Origin of the sequence: Agrobacterium tumefaciens (assembly GCF_013337285.1) — a bacterium.
Taxonomy (GTDB): Bacteria; Pseudomonadota; Alphaproteobacteria; order Rhizobiales; family Rhizobiaceae; genus Agrobacterium; species Agrobacterium burrii.
The window spans coordinates 985,983-1,011,552 of sequence record NZ_SUPW01000001.1 but is presented as its reverse complement, the minus strand read 5'-3'; the positions used below and the strand labels follow the sequence as shown (position 1 = coordinate 1,011,552).

24 protein-coding genes are annotated in these 25,570 nt (G+C 58.7%); 16 read left to right on the top strand and 8 right to left on the bottom strand.

What is annotated here, in order from left to right:
• Window positions 1-11 precede the first annotated feature (11 nt).
• A complete protein-coding gene (locus FCH38_RS04965) occupies window positions 12-1,631 on the top strand; it encodes a response regulator (protein ID WP_174373137.1) in 1,620 nt (539 codons plus the stop codon).
• A gap of 140 nt (window positions 1,632-1,771) precedes the next feature.
• Window positions 1,772-3,124 (top strand): putative bifunctional diguanylate cyclase/phosphodiesterase, encoded by a 1,353-nt coding sequence (locus FCH38_RS04960; RefSeq protein ID WP_149898677.1) that lies wholly within the window; start codon window positions 1,772-1,774, stop codon window positions 3,122-3,124.
• Between the two features lie 52 nt (window positions 3,125-3,176).
• Here the strand turns inward: FCH38_RS04960 and FCH38_RS04955 are convergent, their stop codons facing one another.
• The 4 genes from FCH38_RS04955 to FCH38_RS04940 are packed head-to-tail and all read right to left on the bottom strand — an operon-like array spanning window position 3,177 to window position 6,409.
• Window positions 3,177-4,064 (bottom strand): SMP-30/gluconolactonase/LRE family protein, encoded by an 888-nt coding sequence (locus tag FCH38_RS04955; protein ID WP_174373011.1) that lies wholly within the window; start codon window positions 4,062-4,064, stop codon window positions 3,177-3,179.
• Between the two features lie 4 nt (window positions 4,065-4,068).
• On the bottom strand, window positions 4,069-4,698 hold the full coding sequence (locus tag FCH38_RS04950) for a 2-dehydro-3-deoxy-6-phosphogalactonate aldolase (protein ID WP_174373010.1): 630 nt from the start codon (window positions 4,696-4,698) through the stop codon (window positions 4,069-4,071).
• A 14-nt stretch (window positions 4,699-4,712) separates the two neighbouring features.
• Window positions 4,713-5,627, bottom strand: a complete 915-nt coding sequence (locus tag FCH38_RS04945) for a 2-dehydro-3-deoxygalactonokinase (RefSeq protein WP_174373009.1) — start codon at window positions 5,625-5,627, stop codon at window positions 4,713-4,715.
• Window positions 5,627-6,409 (bottom strand): SDR family NAD(P)-dependent oxidoreductase, encoded by a 783-nt coding sequence (locus FCH38_RS04940; RefSeq protein ID WP_174373008.1) that lies wholly within the window; start codon window positions 6,407-6,409, stop codon window positions 5,627-5,629. The genes FCH38_RS04945 and FCH38_RS04940 overlap by 1 nt, the downstream gene beginning before the upstream one ends.
• A 70-nt stretch (window positions 6,410-6,479) precedes the next feature.
• Here FCH38_RS04940 and FCH38_RS04935 point away from each other — a divergent pair, with 70 nt between their 5' ends.
• From FCH38_RS04935 to FCH38_RS04880, 12 genes are all read left to right on the top strand, one after another.
• Entirely contained in the window at window positions 6,480-7,349 is an 870-nt protein-coding gene (locus FCH38_RS04935; RefSeq protein WP_174373007.1) for an IclR family transcriptional regulator, read from the top strand.
• Window positions 7,350-7,558: 209 nt separating this feature from the next.
• Window positions 7,559-8,299 carry a helix-turn-helix transcriptional regulator gene (locus tag FCH38_RS04930; protein ID WP_149898683.1) on the top strand — a complete coding sequence of 247 codons (741 nt, stop codon included), beginning with the start codon at window positions 7,559-7,561 and terminating at the stop codon, window positions 8,297-8,299.
• A 78-nt stretch (window positions 8,300-8,377) separates the two neighbouring features.
• Window positions 8,378-9,601 carry a CmpA/NrtA family ABC transporter substrate-binding protein gene (locus tag FCH38_RS04925; RefSeq protein ID WP_174373006.1) on the top strand — a complete coding sequence of 408 codons (1,224 nt, stop codon included), beginning with the start codon at window positions 8,378-8,380 and terminating at the stop codon, window positions 9,599-9,601.
• A gap of 129 nt (window positions 9,602-9,730) precedes the next feature.
• Entirely contained in the window at window positions 9,731-10,864 is a 1,134-nt protein-coding gene (locus FCH38_RS04920) for an Mrp/NBP35 family ATP-binding protein (protein WP_174373005.1), read from the top strand.
• A 338-nt stretch (window positions 10,865-11,202) separates the two neighbouring features.
• Entirely contained in the window at window positions 11,203-12,180 is a 978-nt protein-coding gene (locus tag FCH38_RS04915) for a magnesium transporter CorA family protein (RefSeq protein ID WP_174373004.1), read from the top strand.
• 15 nt (window positions 12,181-12,195) lie between these two features.
• Window positions 12,196-14,115, top strand: a complete 1,920-nt coding sequence (locus FCH38_RS04910) for a potassium transporter Kup (protein ID WP_149898686.1) — start codon at window positions 12,196-12,198, stop codon at window positions 14,113-14,115.
• 165 nt (window positions 14,116-14,280) lie between these two features.
• Window positions 14,281-15,444 carry a cell wall hydrolase gene (locus FCH38_RS04905; RefSeq protein WP_174373003.1) on the top strand — a complete coding sequence of 388 codons (1,164 nt, stop codon included), beginning with the start codon at window positions 14,281-14,283 and terminating at the stop codon, window positions 15,442-15,444.
• Window positions 15,445-15,714: 270 nt separating this feature from the next.
• The gene (locus tag FCH38_RS04900) at window positions 15,715-16,080 is read left to right on the top strand and encodes an AtpZ/AtpI family protein (protein WP_149898688.1); all 366 of its coding nucleotides are present in this window, start codon (window positions 15,715-15,717) and stop codon (window positions 16,078-16,080) included.
• A 60-nt stretch (window positions 16,081-16,140) separates the two neighbouring features.
• On the top strand, window positions 16,141-16,890 hold the full coding sequence (locus FCH38_RS04895; RefSeq protein ID WP_006309767.1) for a F0F1 ATP synthase subunit A: 750 nt from the start codon (window positions 16,141-16,143) through the stop codon (window positions 16,888-16,890).
• Between the two features lie 73 nt (window positions 16,891-16,963).
• Window positions 16,964-17,191, top strand: coding sequence for a F0F1 ATP synthase subunit C (locus FCH38_RS04890; protein ID WP_003494147.1), 228 nt, complete (start codon window positions 16,964-16,966; stop codon window positions 17,189-17,191).
• Window positions 17,192-17,271: 80 nt separating this feature from the next.
• The gene (locus FCH38_RS04885) at window positions 17,272-17,910 is read left to right on the top strand and encodes a F0F1 ATP synthase subunit B (protein WP_153513266.1); all 639 of its coding nucleotides are present in this window, start codon (window positions 17,272-17,274) and stop codon (window positions 17,908-17,910) included.
• A gap of 1 nt (window position 17,911) precedes the next feature.
• Window positions 17,912-18,397 (top strand): F0F1 ATP synthase subunit B, encoded by a 486-nt coding sequence (locus FCH38_RS04880; protein ID WP_153513267.1) that lies wholly within the window; start codon window positions 17,912-17,914, stop codon window positions 18,395-18,397.
• A 389-nt stretch (window positions 18,398-18,786) separates the two neighbouring features.
• Here FCH38_RS04880 and FCH38_RS04875 read toward each other — a convergent pair whose 3' ends face one another.
• The 3 genes from FCH38_RS04875 to FCH38_RS04865 form a co-directional block, all read right to left on the bottom strand.
• Entirely contained in the window at window positions 18,787-19,947 is a 1,161-nt protein-coding gene (locus FCH38_RS04875) for a RelA/SpoT domain-containing protein (RefSeq protein WP_174373002.1), read from the bottom strand.
• 130 nt (window positions 19,948-20,077) lie between these two features.
• On the bottom strand, window positions 20,078-20,731 hold the full coding sequence (locus FCH38_RS04870) for a ribonuclease HII (RefSeq protein ID WP_174373136.1): 654 nt from the start codon (window positions 20,729-20,731) through the stop codon (window positions 20,078-20,080).
• A 338-nt stretch (window positions 20,732-21,069) separates the two neighbouring features.
• Window positions 21,070-22,227 (bottom strand): PA0069 family radical SAM protein, encoded by a 1,158-nt coding sequence (locus tag FCH38_RS04865; RefSeq protein WP_174373001.1) that lies wholly within the window; start codon window positions 22,225-22,227, stop codon window positions 21,070-21,072.
• Window positions 22,228-22,533: 306 nt separating this feature from the next.
• Here FCH38_RS04865 and FCH38_RS04860 point away from each other — a divergent pair, with 306 nt between their 5' ends.
• Together FCH38_RS04860 and FCH38_RS04855 are read left to right on the top strand one after the other, a co-directional pair.
• On the top strand, window positions 22,534-23,052 hold the full coding sequence (locus FCH38_RS04860; RefSeq protein WP_149898692.1) for a glycosyltransferase family 2 protein: 519 nt from the start codon (window positions 22,534-22,536) through the stop codon (window positions 23,050-23,052).
• A 121-nt stretch (window positions 23,053-23,173) separates the two neighbouring features.
• The gene (locus FCH38_RS04855) at window positions 23,174-24,034 is read left to right on the top strand and encodes a glycoside hydrolase family 75 protein (protein ID WP_174373000.1); all 861 of its coding nucleotides are present in this window, start codon (window positions 23,174-23,176) and stop codon (window positions 24,032-24,034) included.
• Between the two features lie 71 nt (window positions 24,035-24,105).
• Here FCH38_RS04855 and FCH38_RS04850 read toward each other — a convergent pair whose 3' ends face one another.
• Entirely contained in the window at window positions 24,106-25,536 is a 1,431-nt protein-coding gene (locus tag FCH38_RS04850; protein ID WP_174372999.1) for an FAD-binding oxidoreductase, read from the bottom strand.
• Between the last annotated feature and the right edge of the window lie 34 nt (window positions 25,537-25,570).

Genomic DNA, 25,570 nt, shown 5'->3' with positions numbered 1-25,570 from the left:
TTCATACGGTGATGCTTGATGCCCTTTGCGACGCGCTTGGCGCGGCGATCGTCGTCTACGACCGTAACGATCACATTATTTTCGCAAGCCGGAAACTGTTGAATTTTTTCCCGCTGGAAGAGGCCGTTGTCGGCCCCGGTGCGCGGCTGCGCGACTATCTGAGCGCGCTTTACGATTGTTATCTGCTGGAGACGGAAAATCTCGCCGCCAATGCCCGCCAGCTCGGGCGGGACGAATGGATCGGCGAGCGGCTGGCGCTGCACTGGAAGGAAAGATCGGAAAAAACCGAACGTCTGAAGGGCGAGCGTTTTCTGCGTTTCGTCATGAACCGCCTGCCATCCGGGCTCGGTATCAGCGTCATCGCCGATATTTCCGAACAGAAGAAGAGAGAAGAACAGTGGCGCATCGACCTTGAGCGCGTGCAGCTGATCGAGGACATTCTCGACAATCTGCCGTTTCCCGTCTTCGTCAAGGATCGGAACATGGCCTATGCGGCCGTCAACAAATCCGCCTGCACCATGGTTGAAACCAGCGCTGAGAGCATTCTCGGCAAGACGGTTTTCGATCTGCATTCGCGCAAGGTCGCCGCGCAGATCGATGCCGCCGACCGCGCGGTCATGGACAGCGGCACGTCGAGCCTCATTCCCGAAAGGGTGAAACGCCTGAATGGCGAAGAGGTGCTGACGATTACCCGCAAGCAGCGCGTGGGCCGCCCGGGCCGGCATTTTCTGGTGACGACCATGGAGGATGTCACCGCACTTGCTACCGTCGATGCGGACGGCAGGCCCGTCATCCCCTCGCTCGAACATGTCGCCTTCGTCGCCTCCACCTATGGAAAGGACGAGGAGGACGCGCCGGCCAAAGACCTGCTGAAAAGCAAGGCGGTGCTGGTCGTCTCCGAAAGCGGGCGTTTTGCCGAAGCTGCCGGCCGCCGGTTGACGGCAGGCGGCATGGATCATGCGGCAGTGACAAGCGAGGAAGAACAGCAGGCATTCATCGATATCGCTACCTCCGCCGGCGTGGACATCGATGTCGTCGTGGTCGATGCCCAGATGAGCGTCACATGTCTCGATATCGCCGCTGCGCATGACCTGCCAGTCGTCACCATTGAGGAAGAGGACATCGACGCATCCCTGCTGAATTACGTCGCCATTGGTCTCAGTTCATCTCCTGGCGAGAAATCGCCGGAGGAAGACTGGGAGATCATGACGGAAGACCTGCCCAAGACCCTCAAGACGGGCGGTGTCTGCGAGATACTTCTCGTTGAGGACAACCGGGTCAACCAGATCGTCTTTTCGCAGATACTCGAGGGACTGGGGCTTTCCTGGCGGCTCGCCACCTCGGGTGAGGAGGCCTTGCGGCTTTTTGCGGAGCAGGCGCCCACCGTCGTGCTGCTCGACACGACGCTTCCCGATATTGACGGTTTCGAGGTCGCCCGCCGCATGCGGGAACTGGCCGGGGACCAGAACATTCCCATCGTCGGGGTCATTACCCACGCCTTCGAGGGCGATCTCGACAAATGCCTGGCGTCCGGAATGAACGACATGCTGCTGAAACCCGTCAGTCCTGACATGGTCGAAGCGGTTTTCCTGCGCCTTTTCGGCACGGATGCGGTGCGGCTGCAGGCCTGAAAGCCCACTGACCGGGCCGTTTTTCGCAAGCTGTAGACTTTCCGAAAATGCCGCCGCGTTTTTGGTTCGCGACTCTATGGTTTTTTTAATACTTGCCCTGCATTGTGAGCGCGTTCACACAGGATTAACGGGATGCAGGAATGAAACGGGCAGAACCGCAATCGTTGCAGGTCAGCCAGAACGAGCTGCAGGCGATGGCCTACAGTGACCCTCTGACGGGGCTCGGCAACCGTTACCGCCTGCGGGACAAGATCCGTATGCTGGCAAGCGAACGCTCCAGCGACCCCGCGCCCTTCACCGTCGGCATCGCCAATATAGACGGTTTCAAACCCATCAACGATCTTTTCGGTGTGCAGGCGGGCGATGAAATCCTGTGTCAGGTCGCGCACCGGTTGAAGGCCTGCATTCCCGATGGCGCCATCGTAACGCGCCATGACGGCGACGAATTCGCCTTCGTGCTGCCGCTGGTGTTCGAGCGCACCGGCGCGGAGCGCATCGGCAACATGATCAAGGATGTGCTTTCGGCCCCTTATGATCTCGGCGATCGTAACGTCCGGCTTTCTTCCTCTTTCGGTTTTGCCATCTATCCCTTTGCCGGCGATGATTTCGAGGACCTGCTGAAAAGTGCCGAGACGGCGCTTTACCGCTCCAAGCGACGCGGTCGCGGCCAGATAACGGTCTATTCGCGTGAGATTGCGCAGGAAATGAAGCGCGCCACGCAGCTGGAGCAGGCTCTGCGAAACGCCATCATCACCGATGCGATCGATGTGCATTTCCAGCCCATCGTCCGGCTGGAGGAGGCGAAGGTCATCGGTTTCGAAGCGCTGGCCCGCTGGAACGATCCCGATCTCGGCTTCGTGTCGCCGGCCGTCTTCGTGCCGCTCGCCGAAGAACGGGGTTTCATCGACGCGCTGTCGGAAGCCCTGCTCCGCAAGGCGGCGGAAGCAGCACTCTTCTGGCCGCGCGAGCTGTTCCTGTCTTTCAACCTGTCTTCCGCGCAATTGATGGACCCGAGCACCGCCGACAATATTCTTTCGATCCTCGCTCGCGTTGGTCTCGATCCGCACCGGCTGGAGCTTGAAATCACCGAAACGGCTGTCATGACGTCCGCCGAGACCGCGCAACGCATCATCAGCGAGTTGCAGAGTGCCGGCGTTCGCATTTCGCTTGATGATTTCGGCACCGGTCAGTCGAGCCTCGGCCGCCTGCGCGATTTCTCCTTCGACAAGGTGAAGATCGACCGCGCCTTCGTCTCGCGCATCAGCAGTGACCGCCCCTCGGAACACATCATCAAGGCCATCGTCGCCATGTGCGACGGACTTGATCTCGAAGTGGTGGCCGAAGGCATCGAGGAGCGGGTGGAAGAGGAAAAGCTGCGCGCGCTCGGCTGCGCCATGGGGCAGGGCTATTTCTACGGCCGCCCCGCCGATGCCGCCGCGACCCAGCGTTATCTGCACGAAAACTATCGCGAAATCCTGTCGGATATTCCCTGAGACATTCCGGGTGTTCGACATTCGCGGGCTAACCGCGAATGTCTGAAATGCCCTAGAGCCGGTAAAGCGGCTCGAACCGGCCCTTGACCTCGATGCCGAGGTCGAACGTCCGGCCATGCTGCGGATTGGCGGCAAGCGCGTCGGCGTCCAGACCTTCCCGCGCGGAGGTGACGAGCAATCGCGATGCATCGGGGCCGATGAAGGCCGGGCAGGTCGTCTGTCCCGCCGGTACTTCATAACGGCCGATGTGCTTGCCGTCGGTATCGTAGCGATCAACCACGCCGATGCCCCAGCGAGCATTCCAGATATGTCCTTCGGCATCGCATACCGACCCGTCGATACCGCCTTGAACGCCGGCGGAATCGATGAACACCTCGGCCTTGCCGGTTGGAAGGCCGGTCTGAGCGTCGAGCGGCACCCGCATCAGCTTGTTCACCTTGGTATCGACGTAATATCCCGTCGCGCCATCCGGTGAGAAGCAGATCGAATTGGGAATGCTGACCTCGGCAAACAGCTTCGTCACGACGCCTTGGGCAACGTGATAGATGCTGCCGGCACCCGTTTCCGCTTTCCTGCCCATGGTGCCGATCCACAATGCACCGGAGGCATGCATGCGCCCGTCATTGGAGCGGTTGCCGGGCAGGTCTTTTTCCAGTTCCGCATGCAATGTCAGCACGCCGGTCGCCGTATCGCGCAGGAAAAGCCCGTCATCAGAGGCGATCAATTGCTTGTGGTCGTTGATCTTTGCCAGTGCGCTGCCCATGAAGGGCAGGGCGTAAACGGTTTTGCGGCCGGAAGCGAAATGCAGCTCGTGCAACTCGCGCTCGACGATGTTGAACCACCAGGCGGTGCCGGTCGCGGGGTCGAAGGTCGGGCCTTCGCCAAGCATCATCGGCGTTTCGTCAAGCACATGTCCGGCAAAGGGAAAAACGGTTGCCAAGCTCTTATCCTCCGATGGCTGCGTCATAGGCCGATAGCGTGACGGTGGCGCGCTCACGCACCTCGGCCGCCGTCATGCCCGGCTTGTAGAGGCTGGTTCCAAGCCCGAAAGCCAGAATTCCGGCCGAGGTATATTCGGCGAAATTTTTGTCGGAAACGCCACCCACGGCGGCAATGATGAGATCCTTCGGCAGGATCGTTCTGATTGCATTGATGCCGGCGGGGCCGATGATGCTGGCGGGAAAGAATTTCAGCCCCGTTGCTCCGGCCTTTGCGGCGACAAGCGCTTCAGTTGGGGTGAGAACGCCGGGCATCGTCACCATGCCCTTGACGCGCGCGGCGACGATGACTTCAGCATCGGCGTTGGGGCTGACCATCAGCTTGCCGCCGGCGGCATCCAGCGCATCCACGTCTTCTACGCTGAGCACGGTGCCTGCGCCGATCAGGCAATCGGCCGGCGCCATCTTCGCGGCGATCTCGATCGAGCGGAACGGATTGGGCGAGTTGAGCGGGATTTCGATGGCGCGGAAGCCGGTTTCGATCAGCGCGCCGACGACGCCTTCGGTTTCCTCGGGTTTCAGACCGCGCAGGATGGCGATCAGCGGATATTTCATGGCAGGGAAGGGGATACGCATGGTGGGTCTTTCTTTTATGACCAGATGGTATTGGCGGCGGCCAGCAATCCGCGCCGCACGGCCTCGTCTGCGTCGATGACCGTATATTGGATATCAAGGGCCGTGAAGGCGCCTTCGTAAAGCGCACCAAGCGCGCCGGAGCCGATCAGCACGACAGGCGTATCCCGCCGCGCATTGGCATGCGCGCCGGCGATTTCCAGCCCGATCATGATGCCGGAAAGCTTGGCCTTGGCATCGGTCGCGGTGAGGCCATGCAGCAATTGCCCGGAGCGCAGGGTAAACAGCCGGTTGGTGGCGAGCTGCGGATTGGCGTAGATGTCGCGCACGGCAGCCCTGAAGGTCTCGTGTTCACCGGTGAAGGCGTCCGCTTCGGCCACCGCATGGGAAAGTATCGTCTGCTTGGAGATGACTTCGAACAGTTCGCCGGTCATGAAGGTGGCAAAGCCGGTGACGTCGCCGCCTTTGACCGTCACCCATTTGGAATGTGTGCCGGGCATGCAGACAAGTTTTTCGCCTGCGTCGGTGGAGGCGAGTGCGCCGAGCAACTGCGTTTCTTCGCCGCGCATCACGTCGGGTGCATTTTTATCCCGCTGCGCCAGCCCCGGCAGAATGCGGACATCCCGCGCCTGACCCGGCACACGAACCGCGCCGTCGAGAACCGCTGAAAGCGATGCCGGCACGTCGATATAACCCGCCTCAACCCAGCCCTGCCGCGCCCCCGCCATGCCGCAGACGAGAACCGGCAGATTGTCCGGCGCGCCGATGGTGTCAAGATGCGATTGCAGCACCTCGGCAAAGCCGGTGCGCATGGCGGTCGTCATGCCTTCCGCGCTTCTGCGCTCAGCCAGCACCGCGCCAGAACGGCTCAGAAGCCAGAGCCGGAAACTGGTCGTGCCCCAGTCGACGGCGATAAAAGCGGGTTCAGACATTATAGAAGGCCTCCGTCTACGATGATGGATTGCGCCGTGATGGCGCTCGATGTCGATGATGCGAGAAACAGGCACGGCCCGGCCAGATCGGCGGCGACGAGCGTGCGCTTGAGACATTGCCGCGCCGTGGTTGCGGCGATGCCTTCGTCGGTCAGCCACAGGTCTTTCTGCCGCTCCGTGACGATCATGCCCGGCAGGAGCGTGTTGACGCGGATATTGTCAGGTCCCAGCCTGCCGGCAAGGCTCTTCGTCAGTCCGATAATGCCGGCCTTGGCCGCTGCATAGGAGGGTAGTTCACCCATGTTCAGCAGAAATGAGATGGATGAAAAGTTGACGATGGATGCGTCCTTCGCCTGTCTGAGATAGGGCAGCGCGGCCTGAACGGTGAAGAACATCTGCTTGAGATTGACGGCCTGATTGGCGTCCCAATAGGCTTCCGTCACCGTGTCGATGTCGTGGCGGTCATCCCACGCGGCATTGTTGACCAGCACCTTGATGCCGCCGGTGGCGGAGGCCGCCGCATCCACTGTCCGCCCGATGGCGGGAATGTCGCTCAAGTCGGTCTTGAAAAAATGCACCGGATGGGGAGCCACTCCTGCGAGCCGCTGGACAAGTGCGGCGCTCGGTTCTTCGGCGATGTCGATGAAGGCGACCCTCGCTCCCTGCATCGCGAAGGCTTCCACCAGCGATGCCCCGATGCCGGAGCCGCCACCGGTAATGAGCACCCCCGCATCCTTGAGGTCGGGAAATTGGGCTTGCATCATCGACATCGTCTCATCCATAAGGGCTTGATTGTTCCAATATATGGAACTAGATTTTACTAAATGGAATTATTCTCTTGGCGTCACACTTATGTCAAGGCAGATGACGGTGGATGTTGCCATGCCCGATAATAAAACACCCAATGCCCAACAGCATGAGCCCGTTCCCGGTCACGCCCGAAAAACGGAAAGCGAGACCGGCACTCTTGGAAAGGCCGTCTCGCTTCTGGAGCTTATCGCCTTTGCGGAAAAACCGATGCGTTTTACCGATGTTGTCGAGGCTTGCGGCCAGCCGCGCGGCACGGTTCACCGTCAACTCGCCCATCTTCTCGCCGAAGGCCTGATCGACCATGCCAACGATCAGACCTATGCCGTCGGCCTGAGATTGTTGCAATTTGCGGCGAAAGCCTGGAGCGGCAATGATCTGCGCAGCGTCGCCGCCCCGCATCTGGCCGCGCTGCAGGATGCCACGCAGGAATCCGTGCATCTCGCCGTTCTGAACGGCGGGCAAGTCACCTATCTCGACAAGATCGAGGGCAGACATACCCTGCGCATGCATTCGCAGGTCGGCAAGACCTCGCCGGCCTATTGCACCGGCGTGGGCAAGGCGGCGCTGTCCCTGCTGTCTGCTGATGCGCTGGCAGACCTCGCTGCCGGATTGGAGTTCCTCCGCTTTACGGAAAATACGATCATAACGCCGGAGGCGCTGATAAGGGATGTGTCGGCCATTCGCGTGAATGGCTACGGTTTCGACCTTCAGGAACACGAGATCGGCATTCATTGCGCCGCCGCGCCGGTCCATGCGCCGGGACGCAATTTCCTTGCGGCGATTTCCGTCACCGGCCCCGCCTATCGGGTGGATGTGGAGCAGCTTTACAAATGGGCGCCGCTGGTGCGCGAAACCGCGGACAAAATTTCAGCGGAGCTTTCCTGCCGATTATCGCCGGTTGCCGATGGTTGAGGAAAAACGCAGGCGCTGCTCCGTTGTTTTCGCGGCCGGGCAGACGTGTCTAACGTCAAATTGCGCGAGTTAAATCTTATTTTCGACTATTCTGAATTAAGTTTTCAACTTTTGTTTGCATGAATCATTTTGGTGAGTAACATCCCCGGCAATTTCCGGGCAAAGGTGGCCTTTGCGACGGCATTTCTCATTCTCGAAGAACAGCTTTCATGCAGAAAACAGAGACGGACGCCGTTCAGGCGATTGGTGTTGATTGCGTTCGCGAGATCGCCGGTCTGAACACGCAATTCGACATATTCCGGTTCTTGAAACGGTTGACGGAGGCCTGGGAGTTCAGGGCCTTTATGGTGCTTGACCTGTCATCCGAACTGGCGAGCGAGCTGTCGCAATATACCATCATCACCAGCTGGCCGGCCGAGCTTCTGCAGCGGTACGATGAAGAGGGGATGCTGCAGAACAGCAAGGTGATGGCGCAGCTGAAAAAATCGACTGTGCCCTTTTCCGTTGCCATGGATTTCCTGGATGGAGGCAACGAACCGATCGCCAAAAAGAACGTGATCGGCCTGTTCGAGCGATTTGAGATGATCAACTCCGTATGGTTTCCCGTTCACGATGTCACCACCACCCGGGGCGCGGTGTCTTTCTCCGGCAACAAGACGATTTTGCCGGCAAGCCGGCTGGCGGAACTGTTTTACATTTCCAGTCATGTCTTTGCCCGGCTATCGGAAATCCGCCGTCTTGATCTCAGGGTTCCCGAAACATTGAGCGAGCGGGAGATCGATTGTCTGAACTGGACGGCGGCCGGCAAGACCAGCGCCGAAATCGCTGAAATCATGATGTTGTCGGAACATACGATCAATCATTACCTCAACCGCGCGACCAAAAAACTCGACACGGTCAACCGCACCCAGGCTGTCGCCAAGGCATTGCGGGTCGGTTTGATAAAATAGCGAAATCGTAATTTTATCATTGTGATAAACCCTTTCCTGGGCGATCCTTCTTTCGAATCACCGGAAAGGAGAAATCGTTTGCCGGAACGGCATAAGGTAAAAGCGGGATTTTCTCCGACTGTCGATTGCGCCGTGCTGATAGTCGCTGCCGAAAAAGGCTTTGCTGCCGATGAAGGCATAGAACTGCAACTCGTCCGAAAACAATCCGCACGCGCTGTTTTGACGGCGCTTGCCGAGGACGAGGTTCACGTCGCTCATCTGCCCGCTCCGGTGCCGGTCGGTTCCGCAGCGGGCCTCGATGAGCTGCCGGCCGATATTATCGGCGTTTTCACACTTTCCCTCGGTGGATCGGCAACCACCGTTTCGCACGAATTTTACGACGAGCTTTACCGCGAAGGTCTGAAGCTTCCGGACCCTGCGGCCTTCGGGCGAGCCATGGCCCGCGTCTGCGCGGCGCGGCGGGCGGCAGGTAAAAACCCGCCGGTCTTTGCGGTCGAAGATATCGTGTCCACACCGTTTTATATGTTGCGTTATCTGCTTGGCAGCTGCGGCGTGCTGCTTGGCCGCGACATGGAAATTGTCGAAGCCCTGCCGAAAGCCATGCCCGGCCTGCTGGAAAGCGGCAAGGTCGATGCGCTCTGTACAGCCGAACCCGCAGGCAGCGCCGCCGTGCTCAGTGGTACGGGACGGATGGTGACGACCGGGGCGCTGATCTGGCACAATGCGCCGGAAAAGATACTGGCCGTGAAGCGGCAGTGGGCTGAGGAGAACGCCACCCTGCTGGAAGGGCTGCTGCGTGCGCTCTACCGCGCTGGCGAATGGTGCGCCAATTCCGCCAATATCGAGGAATTGACCGGTATTCTCGCTGCTCCTCATTATATGGACGAAAACGGCGAATTCCTGCTGCCGGCGCTGACGGGCTATATTTCCACCTCACAGAAGGACATGCGGCGTTATCCGGAATTTTTCGTGACCAGCGCCAAGGCTGCGAATTTTCCGTGGCAGAGCCAGGCGCTTTGGTTCTTCAGCCAGATGTTGCGTTGGGGCGAGGTTCCCGCCGAATGTCGGTTCGACGCGGCCGTGGTGGAGGCCGCGCGCAACGCCTATCGGCCGGATATTTTCCGCAAGGCGATGAAGCCGCTTTTCGTGCCGGTGCCGGGCGCCAACCTGAAGCTTGAAGGCACGCTCCGAGAGCCGGTGCATGTCGGCGCGTCGCGCACGGGTCTGGTCCTGGGTCCTGACTGTTTTTTCGACGGCCGGGTCTTTGATCCTGAAACGCTCGATATGGACGATGAAATCTGAAATGGCAGCGGTGAATCGTCGCTAATCTCTTCTGTTTGCGCTTTGCCATTGGCGAAGCGCTCCCGCTTGTCTATGGATGGCGCGGAAGAATGCCCATATCCGGCCGGACCATGTATACGGAGTAAGACAATGGCAGAAGTCAGCAAGAACCAGGTGGAAAACGCTCTGGAAGCCGTCATCTATCCCGGCAGCGGCAAAAGCATCGTGGCGCTTGGCATGGTCTCGGAAATCTTCATCGCCGATGCGAAAGCCTATTTCTCGATTACCGTTCCGTCCGACAAGGCAGCGGAGATGGAGCCGTTGCGGCTCGCAGCTGAAAAGGCGGCCAAGGGCGTTCCTGGCATCGTCGGGGCAGTCGTTGCGCTGACGGCGGATCGCAAGCCCGGCCAGCCGCAACAGCCGGCACCGGCACGCCCCGCCGCTGCATCCGGCCGGCCCGCCGCGCAGCCCGGCTCATCCAAGGTCGGTGTTCCCGGCGTCGGCGCCATCATCGCGGTGGCCTCGGGCAAGGGCGGGGTCGGCAAGTCGACAACCGCCGTCAATCTGGCGCTCGGCCTTCAGGCGCTCGGCCTCAAGGTCGGCATGCTCGACGCCGATATTTACGGCCCGTCGCTTCCCAAACTCCTGAAGATTTCCGGCCGCCCGCAGCAGCAGGAAGACCGCATCATCCTCCCCATGGAAAATTATGGGCTGAAGGTCATGTCCATGGGCTTTCTGGTGGATGAGGAAGCGGCAATGATCTGGCGCGGGCCGATGGTGCAGTCCGCCCTGATGCAGATGCTGCGCGAAGTCGCCTGGGGCGATCTGGATGTGCTGGTACTGGACATGCCGCCCGGCACGGGTGACGCGCAGCTGACCATCGCCCAGCAGGTGCCGCTTGCCGGCGCTGTCATCGTGTCCACGCCGCAGGATCTGGCGCTGATCGATGCGCGCAAGGGCATCACCATGTTCCGCAAGGTGGAAGTGCCTTTGCTCGGCGTGATCGAGAATATGAGCTATTTCATCGCACCGGATACCGGTGCCCGCTATGATATTTTCGGCCATGGTGGTGCAAAGGCCGAAGCCGAGAGGATCGGCGTGCCGTTCCTCGGCGAGGTGCCGCTCACCATTTCCATCCGTGAAACATCGGATGCGGGAACACCCGTCGTCGCCGTCGAGCCGGATGGCCCGCAGGCGCAAATTTATCGCGATATCGCGCAAAAAGTCTGGGCGCGCATCGGCGCGGGTGAGAGAAAAGCCGCGCCGAAGATCGTTTTCGAATAACGCAACGGCTTTCGGCATAAACCGAAGAGGCGTCTGTCGATCTTGAATAGTCTTTTTAAAACAGAAGATTAATCGTCAGTATCAGGCAAGGTTTCTGGATTTGAACATCGAGAAATGCTTCGCCTGCAATGCTGTCGAGAAAAAATATTGCTTGATTGCATCTCGCTTTGGGCGCATACGCCTGCGCCGTTTGGCTCTTGGTCCATCGGGCTGGCGAGATATGAAATCCCGCTCGTTCCGGCGTGCCCTGAAGTGTCGTCCAAAGGTTTGCCGACCGCAAACAGGATATGTTAAGCAGCATTGCGGCTGAAGCTTGCGATGTGGACCGGAGAAGCGGATTGATAAAAGCCTATCGCGCCAATTGCGAGGCGATCAGCCTGTCGCCAGACGACGGCTCCGGACAGATTCCCGACGACATCGTCTGGATCGACATCGTCAATCCCGACAGGGCGGAAGAGCAGCATGTGGAAAAACTGCTGGGGCTCGATCTGCCCACCCGTGAGGATTTGAAAGATATCGAACCCTCCAGCCGCCTTTATATGGAAGACGGCAATGTCTTTATGACTGCCTCTCTGGTGTGGAAGGCGGAATCGGACGATCCACGCCTCACGGATGTCGCGTTCATTCTTGCCGGTAAACGCCTCGTGACGATCCGTTATGCCGAGCCGAAATCCTTCCACCTCTTCATCGCCGCCATCACCCGCGTGCCGCACGAAATGCGCAGCGGCACGGCCCTGCTTCTGAAGCTGCTGGAAACCATCGTCGACCGCACGGCGGAAATTCTCGAAAACTCTGTCGCCGGCATCGACAATCTCGCTGCCGACATTCTCGGCAGTCAGGCCCGGTCCAAACGCAAGGCGCCGCGCTATCTCGAAGACCGCCTGAGCAACATCGCCGCCTATCACCGGCTGATCTCGAAGGTGCGCGTCAGCCTCGCATCGCTGGCGCGCCTGCAGACCTTTCTGTCCACCAGCGATCAGGCTCGCGGGGACAAGGAAGCGCGGGAACAGGGCAAGTCGATCGGGCGCGATATCCAGTCGCTGAACGAACATGCGGCCTTTGTTTCCGGCAATCTGACCTTCCTGCTGGATGCGTCTCTCGGCATCATCAATATCGAGCAGAACGGCATCATCAAGATATTCTCCATCGCCTCGGTGGTGTTCCTGCCGCCGACGCTGGTGGCCTCGGTTTATGGAATGAACTTTCAGCTCATGCCGGAGTTGAACTGGACATTTGGTTATCCACTCGCGCTCGTCATCATGCTGATGTCCGCAATCATTCCGTTTCTCTTTTTCCGTTGGAAGGGCTGGCTCTGAGGAGCCAGAATCAACATGTCTCAGATCGTTGACAAAGACCTTGCCGAGAAACCGGATGCGGACGACAAACATCAGAACAAGGGGCTTTATGCCGCAATCCTTGGTTCGATCGGTGTCGTATACGGCGATATCGGCACCAGCCCGCTTTACGCCTTCCGCGAAGCCCTGCGGCCGATCGCCTATGATGGCGTGACGCGAGAGGAAGTCATCGGCCTGACATCCCTGATGCTCTGGTCTTTGACGATCATCGTGACGTTCAAATATATCACGCTTCTGTTGCGCGCCGACAATGACGGCGAAGGCGGCACGCTCTCGCTGCTGGCGCTGCTGATGAAGACGGCGGGCACCCATCGCGGCGTTCTCATCGTGCTCGGTCTCATCGGTGCGGCACTTTTCCTCGGTGATGCGATGATCACGCCCGCACTTTCGGTGCTGTCGGCGGTGGAGGGTCTTAAACTCGTCACGCCTGCCATGGACGACTTTATTATTCCGATTTCCGTCTGCATTCTCATCGGCCTCTTCGCCATCCAGTCGCACGGCACGGGAGTGGTGGCGAAATTCTTCGGGCCGATCACGGCCGTCTGGTTCCTCGTCATGGGTGTGGTGGGCCTCGTTCATATCGCCGATGATTTTGGCATTCTCTTTGCCTTCAACCCGTGGCATGCGGTGGAGTTTCTGGCCAATGAAGGCTTTTATGGCATCGTTGTGCTCGGCGCGGTGTTCCTGACGATCACGGGTGCCGAAGCGCTTTATGCCGACCTTGGCCATTTCGGCCGCCGCCCCATCCAGTGGGCATGGTTCTGTCTGGTTTTCCCGGCGCTGACGCTGAACTATCTCGGCCAGGGCGCGCTGGTGCTCAAAGACCCGGCAGCGATGTCCAATCCGTTCTATCTGATGTTCCCGCAATGGGCGATCCTGCCAGCCGTCATTCTGGCCACCGCCGCCACCATCATCGCCAGCCAGGCGGTCATCACAGGCGCGTTTTCGCTGGTGCGTCAGGCCATCCATCTCGGCTACCTGCCGCGCATGGAAATCCTCTTCACCTCGGAAACCAATACGGGACAGATCTACCTGCCGGCCGTCAACACCATCCTGCTGTTCGGCGTCGTCGCTCTGGTGCTCACCTTCAAGAGTTCCGATGCGCTGGCCACCGCCTATGGTATTTCCGTCACCGGCGCCATGGTCGTCACCAGCTTGATGTTCTTCGAATTCGTGCGCAAACGTTGGCAATGGTCGGTCTGGCTCGCCCTTGCCGTACTGGCGCCGCTTCTGCTGCTGGAACTCGTGTTCCTCGGCGCGAACCTGCTGAAGATCCATGATGGCGGCTACGTGCCGGTGATGCTGGCGATTGCCTTCACCATCATCATGACCACCTGGCAGCGCGGTTCGAAAATCCTCTTCGCCAAGACCCGCCGCAGCGACGTGCCGCTGAAGGCTTTCGTCGCCTCGGTGGAAAAGGAAAGCGCCCATGCGCCGGTGCGTGTGCCCGGCACGGCGATTTTCCTGACCGGCGATCCGGAGGCAGCACCAGCGGCCCTGCTGCACAATCTCAAGCACAATCACGTCCTGCATGACAAGAATGTCATCCTGACGATCCGCACCGAGGATCAGCCGCGCGTCCGCCCGGAGAACAGGTACACACTGACGAAACTCAGTGATCGTTTCGCGGTGGTGGAACTGCATTTCGGCTTCATGGAAACCCAGAACGTCACGCAGGCGCTGGGTTATCTCAGGCGCACCGGCTACAAGTTCGACATCATGTCGACGTCGTTCTATCTCGGCCGCCGCAAGCTGGTGCCGGATCCGAAATCCGGCATGCCGGGTTGGCAGAACCGCCTGTTCATCGCGCTTGCCGAAACCGCCGCCGACCCTTCGGACTATTTCCGCCTTCCGGCCAACCGTGTGGTGGAGCTGGGTTCTCACGTCGTCGTGTGATTATTCGCTTGTCTTTTGACTATTAGAAGGTGGTTACACATTAACGTGAAGCCATGTCCGCTCGCGGCGTTAACCAAGCATCAAGGTTAATAAGAGATTCTCGAACACCTGTAGCAAATATGGTTGTCGGTGTTCGGAGTGCTGGTTTTGCGTTCGAAAAGTGTAATGCGTCGTCGGTCCCCTGCGTCCCTTCAGGCATGGACCGCCAGATGGGCCTCACCCGTCGTCTTCGGCCTTGCCGCCTGGCTCGTCTTTCCTTCTCTCGCCGCGCGTGCGGATCTGGCCTCGCTCTTGGCTGGGTTGGATAATGGCGGCGAACAATGGCGCATGGTGCTGACCGCATCTCCGGCCGGTTCGGTGCACAACGCCGCGCTCACCTTCAATGATGCGGCAGGCGAGGCGGCGCTGCATGGCAGCGGCATGACCCTGCCCAATGGCAGCAAGGTCGCCTTCGTCACCAACAAGAAGGGCGAGGCCACGACGCCGGACAGCGAGCGTGTCAACCGCGCCGCCAAGAAGGGCCGCATCGTCGCAACCGAAATCATGCAGCCGCCAAAGGCCTTCACCGCCGGCTCCGTTCTCCAGCGCACCAGCATGTTGGACATAGAGCCACTGAAGCGCAAGGACCGCACGGCTTTCGTGAAACCCAAACGCGGCAAGGATGTCGAACTGGCTTCCTTCTATTTCCGCCGCGACGAAAAAAAGGCAGATAAGAGTGTCTCGCCGATGCTGGCGGAACTCATCACCAACCGTACCCCCGACATTCTCGCCACGGCCTACGCGCCGGCCACGCCGGATTTCGCCCGCGAATCGCCCTTCGACGCCATTCTCAAAAAACCGGAGGCCGGCCGTTTCGTGCCGCAGATCAGTCCGGAAGATCACGCCTGGGCGGCGACTCCGCTGCCGGCCGAGGTGTTTTCCGCAGCCGAGCAGCAATGCCTCGCATCCGGCATCTATTTCGAGGCGCGCGGAGAATCGGTCAAGGGACAGGCGGCGGTGGCGCAGGTCATTCTCAACCGTGTGCGTAACCCTTCCTATCCGAAAACCATCTGCGGCGTGGTCTATCAGAATAAGGACTGGCGCAACCGCTGCCAGTTTTCCTTCGCCTGCGACAATATCAAGGACCGCGTCAATTCCGAACGCCATTGGAAAATGGCGCGCGAAGTGGCCATGGCCACCACCGCCGGAAAAATCTGGCTGAATGAAGTTGGCTCAGCAACTCATTATCATGCCGTCTATGTACGTCCCGCCTGGGGCCGGACGATGAAGAAGGTCGGCCGCATCGGTCTGCACGTGTTTTACCGTACCTATGGTGGCGGCTGGAGCTGATACCACCGCCAATTTGTCGCATTTTGCGTGTCAAAAATGCCGATTCCCTCGCGAAACATCGCCGCCAAACAGCGATTTGGCATCAAGCCATTGTTTTTCAATGATTAATTTGTGTTGAAACAAGCTGCCGCAGCGCCTTGACTAGAGAAGCCCCTAAAACTATGTTGCGCGCGACTTCAGAGCGGGCTGGAACAGGCTTAATCCGTCACCGTTTACAACTCCAAAGGGTTCTGGCATGGCTGGAACGGAGAAAATGGGTGGGATTCTAAGATGACTGGCAACCGTGACGATAGTCTGGACGAGCGTCGCAAACGCCTTGCTGATGAGTTGGCTAAGGTGAAAGCGGAGGATGAGGCGGACGTGAGGGCGGAGACCAACGCTGCGGAAAACCGGAAAGGTTTTGCGATGGCGGTGAAGCTCTCATCGGAGTTCATTTCGGCCATCGTGGTCGGCGCTATGCTGGGTTATCTTCTGGATTATTTTGTCGGCACGACGCCGTGGGGGATGATCGTACTTCTCCTTCTCGGTTTCTGCGCAGGCGTATTGAATGTGTTGCGCTCGACCGGCGCGGTGGCCAAGCCGCCGCTGCTGGACAAGGCGGACAGGCGAGACGAGGGTGGAAAAGGCGGCGTTTAAGCTGTTTTTTCTTGCAGTTGAGATGCCGCCAGGTGCGGCAACAGGTAAAAAGGGCAGCCGGTGGCAAACGATCCGACCCATCAGTTCTTGGTGCAGCCGATCATTCCGATCGAAATTGGCGGCGTTGATTTTTCCTTCACCAATGCGTCGCTTTTCATGGTTGCGACCGTGGCCGCCGCATCCGGTTTCCTTTATTTCGCAACGTCGAACCGCGGTCTGATCCCGACCCGCATGCAGTCCGTTGCTGAAATGTCTTATGAATTCATCGCCTCCATGCTGCGCGAAGGCGCCGGCAAAAAGGGCATGGTGTTCTTCCCCTTCGTCTTTTCGCTGTTCATGTTCGTGCTGACGGCCAATCTTCTCGGCATGTTCCCGTATTTCTTCACGGTGACCAGCCAGATCATCGTCACCTTCGCGCTCGCCTGCCTCGTCATCGGCACGGTCATCGTTTACGGTTTCTACAAGCACGGCCTGCATTTCTTCGGCATCTTCGCCCCCTCGGGCGTGCCGAAAGCGCTCTTGCCGCTTGTGGCGTCGATTGAAATGATTTCGTTCCTGTCGCGTCCGATCAGCCTTTCCGTTCGTCTCTTCGCGAACATGCTGGCCGGCCACATCACGCTCAAGGTTTTCGCGGGCTTCGTCGCCTCCATGGGTGCGCTCGGCGCGCTCGGCGTCGGCGGCGCGGTCCTGCCTCTCATCATGACGGTCGCAATGACCGCTCTCGAATTTCTCGTTGCCTTCCTGCAGGCTTATGTGTTCGCGGTACTGACTTGCATGTACCTGAACGACGCCGTGCATGGTGGTCACTGAGAAGTAAAGTCGCTGGCCCCGGCAACGGGCGCCAAAAAACAGCCGCAACAACCAATATCTCAAGGAGTCTCACATGGAAGCGGAAGCAGCAAAGTACATCGGCGCAGGTCTCGCATGCCTCGGCATGGCTGGTACGTCCCTCGCACTCGGCCGTATCTTCGGTGATTACCTGTCCGGCGCACTGCGCAACCCCTCTGCTGCCGACAGCCAGTTCGGCCGTCTGGTATTCGGCTTCGCCGTTACGGAAGCTCTGGGCATCTTCTCGCTGCTCGTTGCTCTCCTTCTCCTGTTCGCTGTTTAATATCGGCATCAGGTCTGGATCACGGCCCGCACTGTAGCGTGTCGTGATCCTTCGCATTTGCAGTCCCCCTGGAGGTGAGCATGTTCGTGACCGAGGCTTTTGCCCAGTCAGCACCGACCGTAGGTGAAACGCATACGGAAACTCCGGCTGTTGGCCAGCCACAACCGGCAGCCACGCACACGGAAACCGGTGTCGCACATGGTTCCGAAGGTGCTTCCGGCGTATTCCCGCCGTTCGATCACACTACTTATGCATCGCAGGTCCTTTGGCTGGCGATCACATTTGGCCTTTTTTATCTGCTCATGCAGAAGGTCATCGTTCCTCGCGTCGGCGGTATTCTCGAAAACCGTCATGGACGCATCGCACAGGATCTCGATGAAGCAGCACGGCTGAAAAGCGAAGCTGACGCAGCCGTCGAAACCTATGAAAAAGAACTCGCGGCAGCCCGCGCCAAGGCAAGCTCGATCGGCTCCGCGGCACGAGACGCCGCCAAGGCCAAGGCTGATGCCGACCGCGCCGCCATCGAGGCAGGACTTGCTGAAAAGCTGGCCGCCGCCGAAAAGCGCATTGCGGGCATCAGGGATCAGGCTTTCGCCGATGTCGGCGTCATTGCCGAGGAAACCGCGACTGCGATCGTCGACCAGCTGGTTGGCGCCAAGGTCAAGGATACCGACGTCAAGGCCGCAATCGCCGCCGCTTCTAGCGTGAAGGGAGCCTGACATGGCATTTGATGCATCATTTTTCGCTCTTGTCGGTCTCGTCCTTTTCTTTGTCCTGATCGCCTATCTCAAGGTTCCGGGCATGCTCTCCAAGTCTCTGGACGAGCGCGCCCAGAACATTCAGGACGAGCTGGCCGAAGCCAAGCGTCTGCGTGAAGAGGCCCAGCACCTGCTGGCCGAATATCAGCGCAAGCGCAAGGAAGCCGAAGCCGAAGCCGCGGGCATCGTTGCCGCCGCTGAACGTGAAGCCGCTGCCCTGACGGAAGAAGCCAGGCAGAAGACGGAAGAATTCGTCGCCCGCCGCACGGCTCTTTCGGAACAGAAGATCAAGCAGGCCGAAGAAGACGCCATCGGCGCCGTCCGCGCCGCCGCCGTGGACATCGCCATTGCCGCTTCAGAGAAGCTGCTGGCGGAAAAGACCACGGCTGCCGCAAAGGCCAAGCTTTTTGCCGACACGATCGGCGAAGTGAAGTCGAAGCTGAACTGAGATTTATCTCGGATTGTTTCAAAACCCCTCCGGCGCGAGCCGTGAGGGGTTTTTTGTTTGTGTTAGAAAAGACTATCAGAGATGCGACGCGGCAGCCAAGGATGGAACTCAATCAACATGTAAGGACGCTGCGGAAGTTGTAATCGAATTCTCTCTTTTGAGGGAGATACGCTTTCCGGCAATACATGGGTGATTGCTGGGGATGTATCGGACAAATTGAGGTCGATCATGGCGGTGATCCGCCGAAGAAATTTCGATTAGATTTGTAGCAAAGGAAATCTAATGTGGCTGGGGAGGAACTCCACGGAATGCCGAAGTCACAAACATTCTTCCAGCAACATCCAAAATATTGGTGTGCCAAATGACCGGTTATCGCTATGTCCGAACTTTTAGCTAGGATACCAGCGTGTATAGCGCCTGGTCAGATTGCGCACATCCCCTTGGAGCTGCGGTTTCGGAATTTTCACGCGCTCCTGCTGAATCAGAGTGAATTCTAGCGCATCTTGACCTCGAACAATCCTTCTCAGATTACTCAAGAAGACTCCCACGTCGCCGAAATAATTCGGGTAGGTTCGCACGAGGTTGTTAATGCGTGAGACTTCGACGGTTACGACTTTCGCACGTGTAAAGCCTTCCTCAATTTGCCGTTCGATGAACGCGAGACGAGCCTGAAGCTGCAATATTTCAGAGTATCGCTCGACCGTAACGGTGTGATCATCGTTGTTATAAATAATTAAGAAGAATTTCCCATCACCATAGAGGTATGTCTCGGCATAGGTGGTCGCTGTGCGAATATTCTCTAAAGTGGAGATTGCGTCCAGCTTCGCTTCTAAAGTCTTGATTTCAGCAATTCGAAGCGGTCGGTCAGACACGCCAGAGCCAACAGCGCAGCCCTCGACATATGCGAATTCACCCGACATAAGCTTGAACAGACGGAGCCAGTCGGTATTGCCGTGATGATGTTTCAAGTCCTCGCCGTTGAACAGGCTTACAGCTTCAACTGCGGTCGCCCATGAGTGTTGGAGGCGTGTTCTAATTTGAAACTCCACCCGGCGACCGGCAAAAATTGCTTGTTCCTTCCTCCGAGGGCAAAACTCGAAAGAGATATGGTGGCTACGATACCCGTCGTCTTTCGGCGCATCTATGTAAGGCCATTGCCGCCGGTCATGATGAGGGAATCCGTCATTGATCGCAGCAAGCAAGGAACGAACACCTGCGATATCATCGAGAATGGCGCGACAGCCTCCTATATCCTGCATACGGTCGAGGTGAATGTCGGATTCACGGAGCTTCCTTCGAATGCTGGCCATACGCTTTGGTCGAGCCGCCATATCGCCCTTAATACCAATGTTGCGCATGCGATATGCGGCAGAGAGATAGACGGAGCGCATGGGAAAAAAATGGCTGTCGCGCCATGAGTTTGCGACTGCAAAAACATGATGCGCGTCGCGCCAGTCAACTGCGGAGTATAGGTTCAGTTCGTCCTTTAGACGTTTTCCAGCGGCTCTTACTTCCTGCATACTGAATTTAAGTTCAGGGTAAACCGGCATCGCGAATCTGATCCAAATGTTCACCCAAGGATACTAGAAATTTTTATTTGAACAATCATCAACCCGAGGGCGCAATACACAGATTAGCACGCGTAATCTACGTGCTCGGCCCTCTACTACTCCGTCCAGATCAATCCCGCTTCAACGGCCGAAAGCTCATCCTGTGCAACGGGCAGGGGCCGTTGCTTTCGATAGCGCGCAAATGAGCGGGCGTGCCGTAACCGGCATGGCCTTCAAAACCATAGGACGAATGCACCAAACCGGCGCGTTCCATCATCCGGTCGCGGGTCACCTTGGCTATGATCGAGGCGGCGGCGATGGAGAGGGAGCGGGAATCGCCCTTGATGACGGCTTTGGCTTCGCAGGTGATGCCCGGCGGCCTGTCGCGGCCATCGGCCAGCACGAGGGCGGGGGAGGTTTCGAGGCCGAGTACGGCGCGGCGCATGGCGTCGAGGCTGGCGCGCAGGATATTCATGCTGTCGATCAGGCCGGGGCCGGAGGAAGCGACCGAGACGATCGATGTTTCCATGATCTGTACGAAGAGGCTTTCCCGCTTCAGCTTCGTCAGCTTTTTGGAATCGTCCATACCCTCAGGAATATTGTCCGGATCGAGAATGACGGCGGCCGCAACCACCGGGCCGGCGAGCGGTCCGCGGCCCGCTTCATCCGTGCCTGCCACGGGCCAGAGGCCTTTCTTTTTTGCCTCAAGCTCGCAAGAGAAATCCGGGCCGGTATCGGCAAGATCGAAGAGGGCAGGAGAATCGGGTGCGGTGCGGCGTTTCATGCGGCGAAACTTGCACACACACCCGATCTCCTGCAAGCCCCCGGAGGCGGGCGATGACAGCACGGGTGAGCCGGGTCGAGGGGCATGGCTCACTGTGCCTTCGAGGTCATCATGACCTTTGATCCTCCAGCGGGGCGGCGGAGGAAAAACGATCGCACGCGAGGCGGCGGTTCCGGGGGGGCGATGTCCGGCTGGCCAGGGAAAACCCGCCGGGCATTTCATGGGGAGTGTGGCCGCTAGAAGGGAAGAGGCCAGCGCTCCTTGTCGTGTTCTGCCTGATATCGCCTCACGCGCTGTGTGGTGCTTCGATCAGGCAGGATGTTTTCAGCGTCCGTTTTTCAAAGCAGCGACAATTGCACCCCTGCACCGCCCGGCGGCACAAAGAGATCGTCGCGCAGGTGAATGCCTCGGCGGATGAGGCCAAGCCGTTTCGTCGCCATTTCGAAACGCCTGCCGATCTGCCAGGCGTAAGGGCCGGCGCCCTTCATGCGTTTCCCGAATTCCGCGTCGTAGTCCTTGCCGTCGCGCATGGAGCGCACCAGTGACATGACGTGACGATAACGGTCCGGATAGTTGCGCAGCAGCCAGTCGCGGAAGAGCGGGCTCACCTCCAGCGGCAGGCGCAGCAGCACGTAAGACGCCTCGGTCGCGCCGGCGGCCTTGCCGGCTTCCAGGATCCGTTCGATTTCGTGATCGTTGAGCGCCGGAATGACAGGCGCCATCATCACGGCGACCGGAATGCCGGCTTCCGTCAGCGCCTTGACCGCTTCCAGCCGCTTCTCCGGCGTGGCGGCGCGCGGCTCCATATTGCGCGAGAGCTTACGATCCAGCGTCGTCACGGAAATGCCGACCTTGGCGAGACCCTTTTTGGCCATCGGCGCCAGAATGTCGATATCCCGCTTGATCAGCGCCGATTTGGTGACGATGGCGACGGGATGGTCGGCCTTGGCCAGCACTTCCAGTATCTGCCGCATGATGCGCCACTCGCGTTCGATCGGCTGATAGGGATCGGTATTGGTGCCGATGGCGATCACCCGCGGCTTGTATCCCGGTTTCGCCAGTTCTCTTTCCAGAAGCTTGGCCGCATCCGGCTTGGCGAACAGCTTTGACTCGAAATCCAGCCCGGCTGAAAGACCCATATAGCTGTGTGTAGGCCTCGCGAAACAATAGATGCAGCCATGTTCGCAGCCGCGATAGGGGTTGATCGAACGGTCGAAGGGGATGTCGGGGGAATCGTTGCTGGTGATGATGCTGCGCGGCTTTTCCACCTGCACCTCGGTGCGGAATTCCGGCATGTCTTCGAGTGTCTGCCAGCCATCGTCGAAAACCTCGCGATGCAGGGCCTCGAAGCGCCCATCCGGATTGATCCCGGCGCCACGGCCGCGACGACGGTCGATCTCGATCCGCAAGCCCGATGCATCGGCCAGCGCATTGGCAATATCTGGCATATGGCTCGGCTGGAAGGCAGCCTGCCCCGAAAGCGTATGGTTTCTCATCTGGATGCTCCAAGAGCGCCGCGGGTTGGAAGGCCCACCAGACACCCTAAACCGTTTCCGTTCGAGCAGGCTTTCATCACCTCTTCGATGATTAAATTCCTAACTCAAGAATGAGAACAATACAAGAACAAAAAACACAAATCCGCTCTCATTCCACATTGTGTCAGAGATGCCCCATATTGTGTGCGAGACGCATTGCAGGCTGATCCAGCAGGTGGGTGGGATGGTGGTCCGTATGGAAAATGGCGGATTTTACCGTGACGGGTGCAGTGGCAATTTATTGTGCGATGCGTTAGAGCTATGCATATGTTGACAGTCATAATGGAATGCCGGGATCAGGAACCGGAGTTGGCGCATACCTTGTCTGCGCTTGTAACCGGTGCCGTGGAAGGGCTTGTAAGCGATGTGGTGATCCTCGATCACGGTTCGCGCGATGGATCGTCGCGTGTCGCCGATGCCGCCGGTTGCCGCTTTTATGGGCAATGGGATATTGAAGATGTCATGCGCTCTGCGCGTGGACAGTGGATATTGCTGGTGGAGCCGGGTGCGCGGCCGCAAAGCGGCTGGATTGAGGAAATACTGGAATATGTGACGGTATGTGCGGAACCAGCGCGGTTTTCCCCGTCCCGTTATCACAAACGTCCGTTTTTCAGCCGAATCATGCGCCGCCCGCCGCCGTTGGAATATGGCTATCTGATGCCGAAGAAACATGCGGTGGCGATTGCGAAATCCGGCATGGGCCTGACGCAGTTCGTCCATGCGCAAAAACCACGCCGCCTGAATGCGGAACTGGTTCCCGCCTGGACCGCCCGGCCGTCGGGCTAGGGCTGAAGATTGAAACGGGCGGGAATGGCGGTGAACACCAGATTCTGTCCCTGAATAAGACTGGACTCGACTTCTGAATGAATAAATGCAACCTATACATGTTTTGTAGGGGGAGGGTTGCATGTCATACGGATTTTTCAAGTCGAATACTTCGAAGATTCACGCTGTCTTTTGCGCTGCCACACTATTGGCGCTGCCAACGACTGCCCTGTCTCAGGCCCTGTGCGGAAGGGGAGGCGTCGTTTTTTCCACAAAGGAACTCAAGGTCGATGCCGATGGGGCGCCCAACTCTTATCTCGTGAATGGGGAGGGGCTGTCTTATACCTGCGACGGGCTGACTGCTGTCGGTTCAACACCCGATACGGACCCCAAGGGATGGCAAAAAAAATGCCAGGATGCCTGGAAGAAGGCCGTTGCCACGGGTGATTATTCGAAGGTCAGAATATTTGGCTTTTCGAAAGATGAGAACAATAAGCCGATAATTCAAAAAGCCGGCGATCCCTTGCCCGGCAAAGCTTTTATCACCGAAACATCTGTTTCGGTTCCCGATGGACCGGCAGGAACACAAAGGCATTGGGTCGATGCCACCGAAATTCCCTATGTTGTTTTGTCCAGCAGCTTCGTGAAGAAATATGGCGTGAAGGACGGCGATATCGCCGTGGTCTATCGCCCGGCGACCAAGCGCTTCGCTTACGGGGTTTATGCTGACGGCGGCAAGCTCGGTGAGGCCTCCGTGCGCTTCCATCAGGATATCGGCAACAATCCGCTGGTGAACAGAGGTGGCGTTCTGAGAGCGAAATCGGGCATTGCCGACCAACGAAAAAATAAAGATCCAATCCCAGTTATTACGGTGGTGTTTCCCGGAAAGACGTCTCATCCAACCATTGACGCTAAAAAATGGCGGGCTGAAATTGCGGCAATGGGAAAAACGCATTTCGACAATTGGGGCGGTCTTCAGAAATTGATCGAATGCGCCCGTTAGTTTGAACTGGCCCTATCGTCACGAAAAGCGGGCGGCCAAAACCGCCCGCGTCAACCCTGCCAATCGCCTATCTACCCGGCGGCAAGCACCTTGCCGGGGTTCATGATGCCAGCGGGGTCAAAGGCGTGTTTGATGCGCCGCATCAGGTCCATTTCGATGCCGGGCCGAATGGCGGCCAACTCGTCGCGTTTCAGCTGGCCAATGCCATGTTCGGCGGAAATGGAGCCGCCAAGCGACAGAACGATGCCGTGGACGATCTCGTTCATGTCCCGCCAGCGGCCGAGGAACTCGGCCTTGTCGGCACCCACCGGCTGGGAAATATTGTAATGGATGTTGCCATCGCCGAGATGGCCGAAGGCGCAGACGCGGGCGCCGGGAATAGCGGCGATGACCGCCTTTTCCGCCGTCGCCATGAATTCCGGTGTTTTCGAGACCGGGACGGAAACGTCATGCTTGATAGAGCCACCTTCCGGCTTTTGTGCATCCGACATGCTCTCTCGCATGTGCCACAGCGCCTGTCGCTGGGCTTCTGAAGCGGCGATCACCGCATCCGCAACCAGCCCGGCTTCAAAACCGCGCTCCAGCAGCGATTGCATCATCGTCTCGGCTGTCTCCGCCGAATCGGAGGTGGAGATATCGATGAGTGCGTACCAGTCATGCGGCGTCTGCAGCGGGTCGCGCACGCCGGGAATATGTTTCGTGGTGAATTCGACGCCGATGCGCGGCATCAGTTCGAAGCCGGTCAGCGCCGTGCCGCAAAGGTTCGAGGCCATTTCGAACAACTTCAATGCGTCTTCGGTGGAGCCGAGCCCGGCAAAAGCCACCTGATGGCCGAGCGGCTTGGGGAACAGCTTCAGCACCGCGCCGGTGATGACGCCGAGCGTGCCTTCCGAACCGATGAAGAGATCGCGCAGATCGTAACCCGTATTGTCCTTTTTCAGCCGGCGCAGCCCGTTCCAGATTTCGCCGGTCGGCAGGACGACTTCAAGCCCAAGGCACAGCTGGCGCATATTGCCATAGGCAAGTACCGCCGTGCCGCCGGCATTGGTGGCGAGATTGCCGCCGATGCGGCAGGAGCCTTGCGAGCCGAGCGACAGCGGGAACATCCGCTCCACCGTCTCGGCTGCCTTATGGATGTCATCGAGGATGCAGCCGGCATCGGCGACGATGACATTGGCAACCGGATCGATATCGCGGATGCGGTTCATGCGCTCCAGCGACAGGATGATGTCGGTGCCTTCCGCCCGGGGTGTCTGGCCGCCAACAAGCCCGGTATTGCCGGTCTGCGGCACGATGGGTGTGCCGGTCTCGCTGGCGAGCTTCAGGATGGCGGCAACCTCTTCAACCGAACCGGGTTTCAGCAGCAAGGGTGAGACGCCGCGATAAAGCCCGCGATTTTCCACCAGACGCAGCGCCATTTCCGCCGGGTCGCGCACCGCATTTTTCTCACCGACAATGGCGGTGAAGCGGTCGAGAATGTCCGAAGAGGGGATGGTGGTCATGGGCGTCTCGCTGTCGTTTGAAACATGGGCGAAA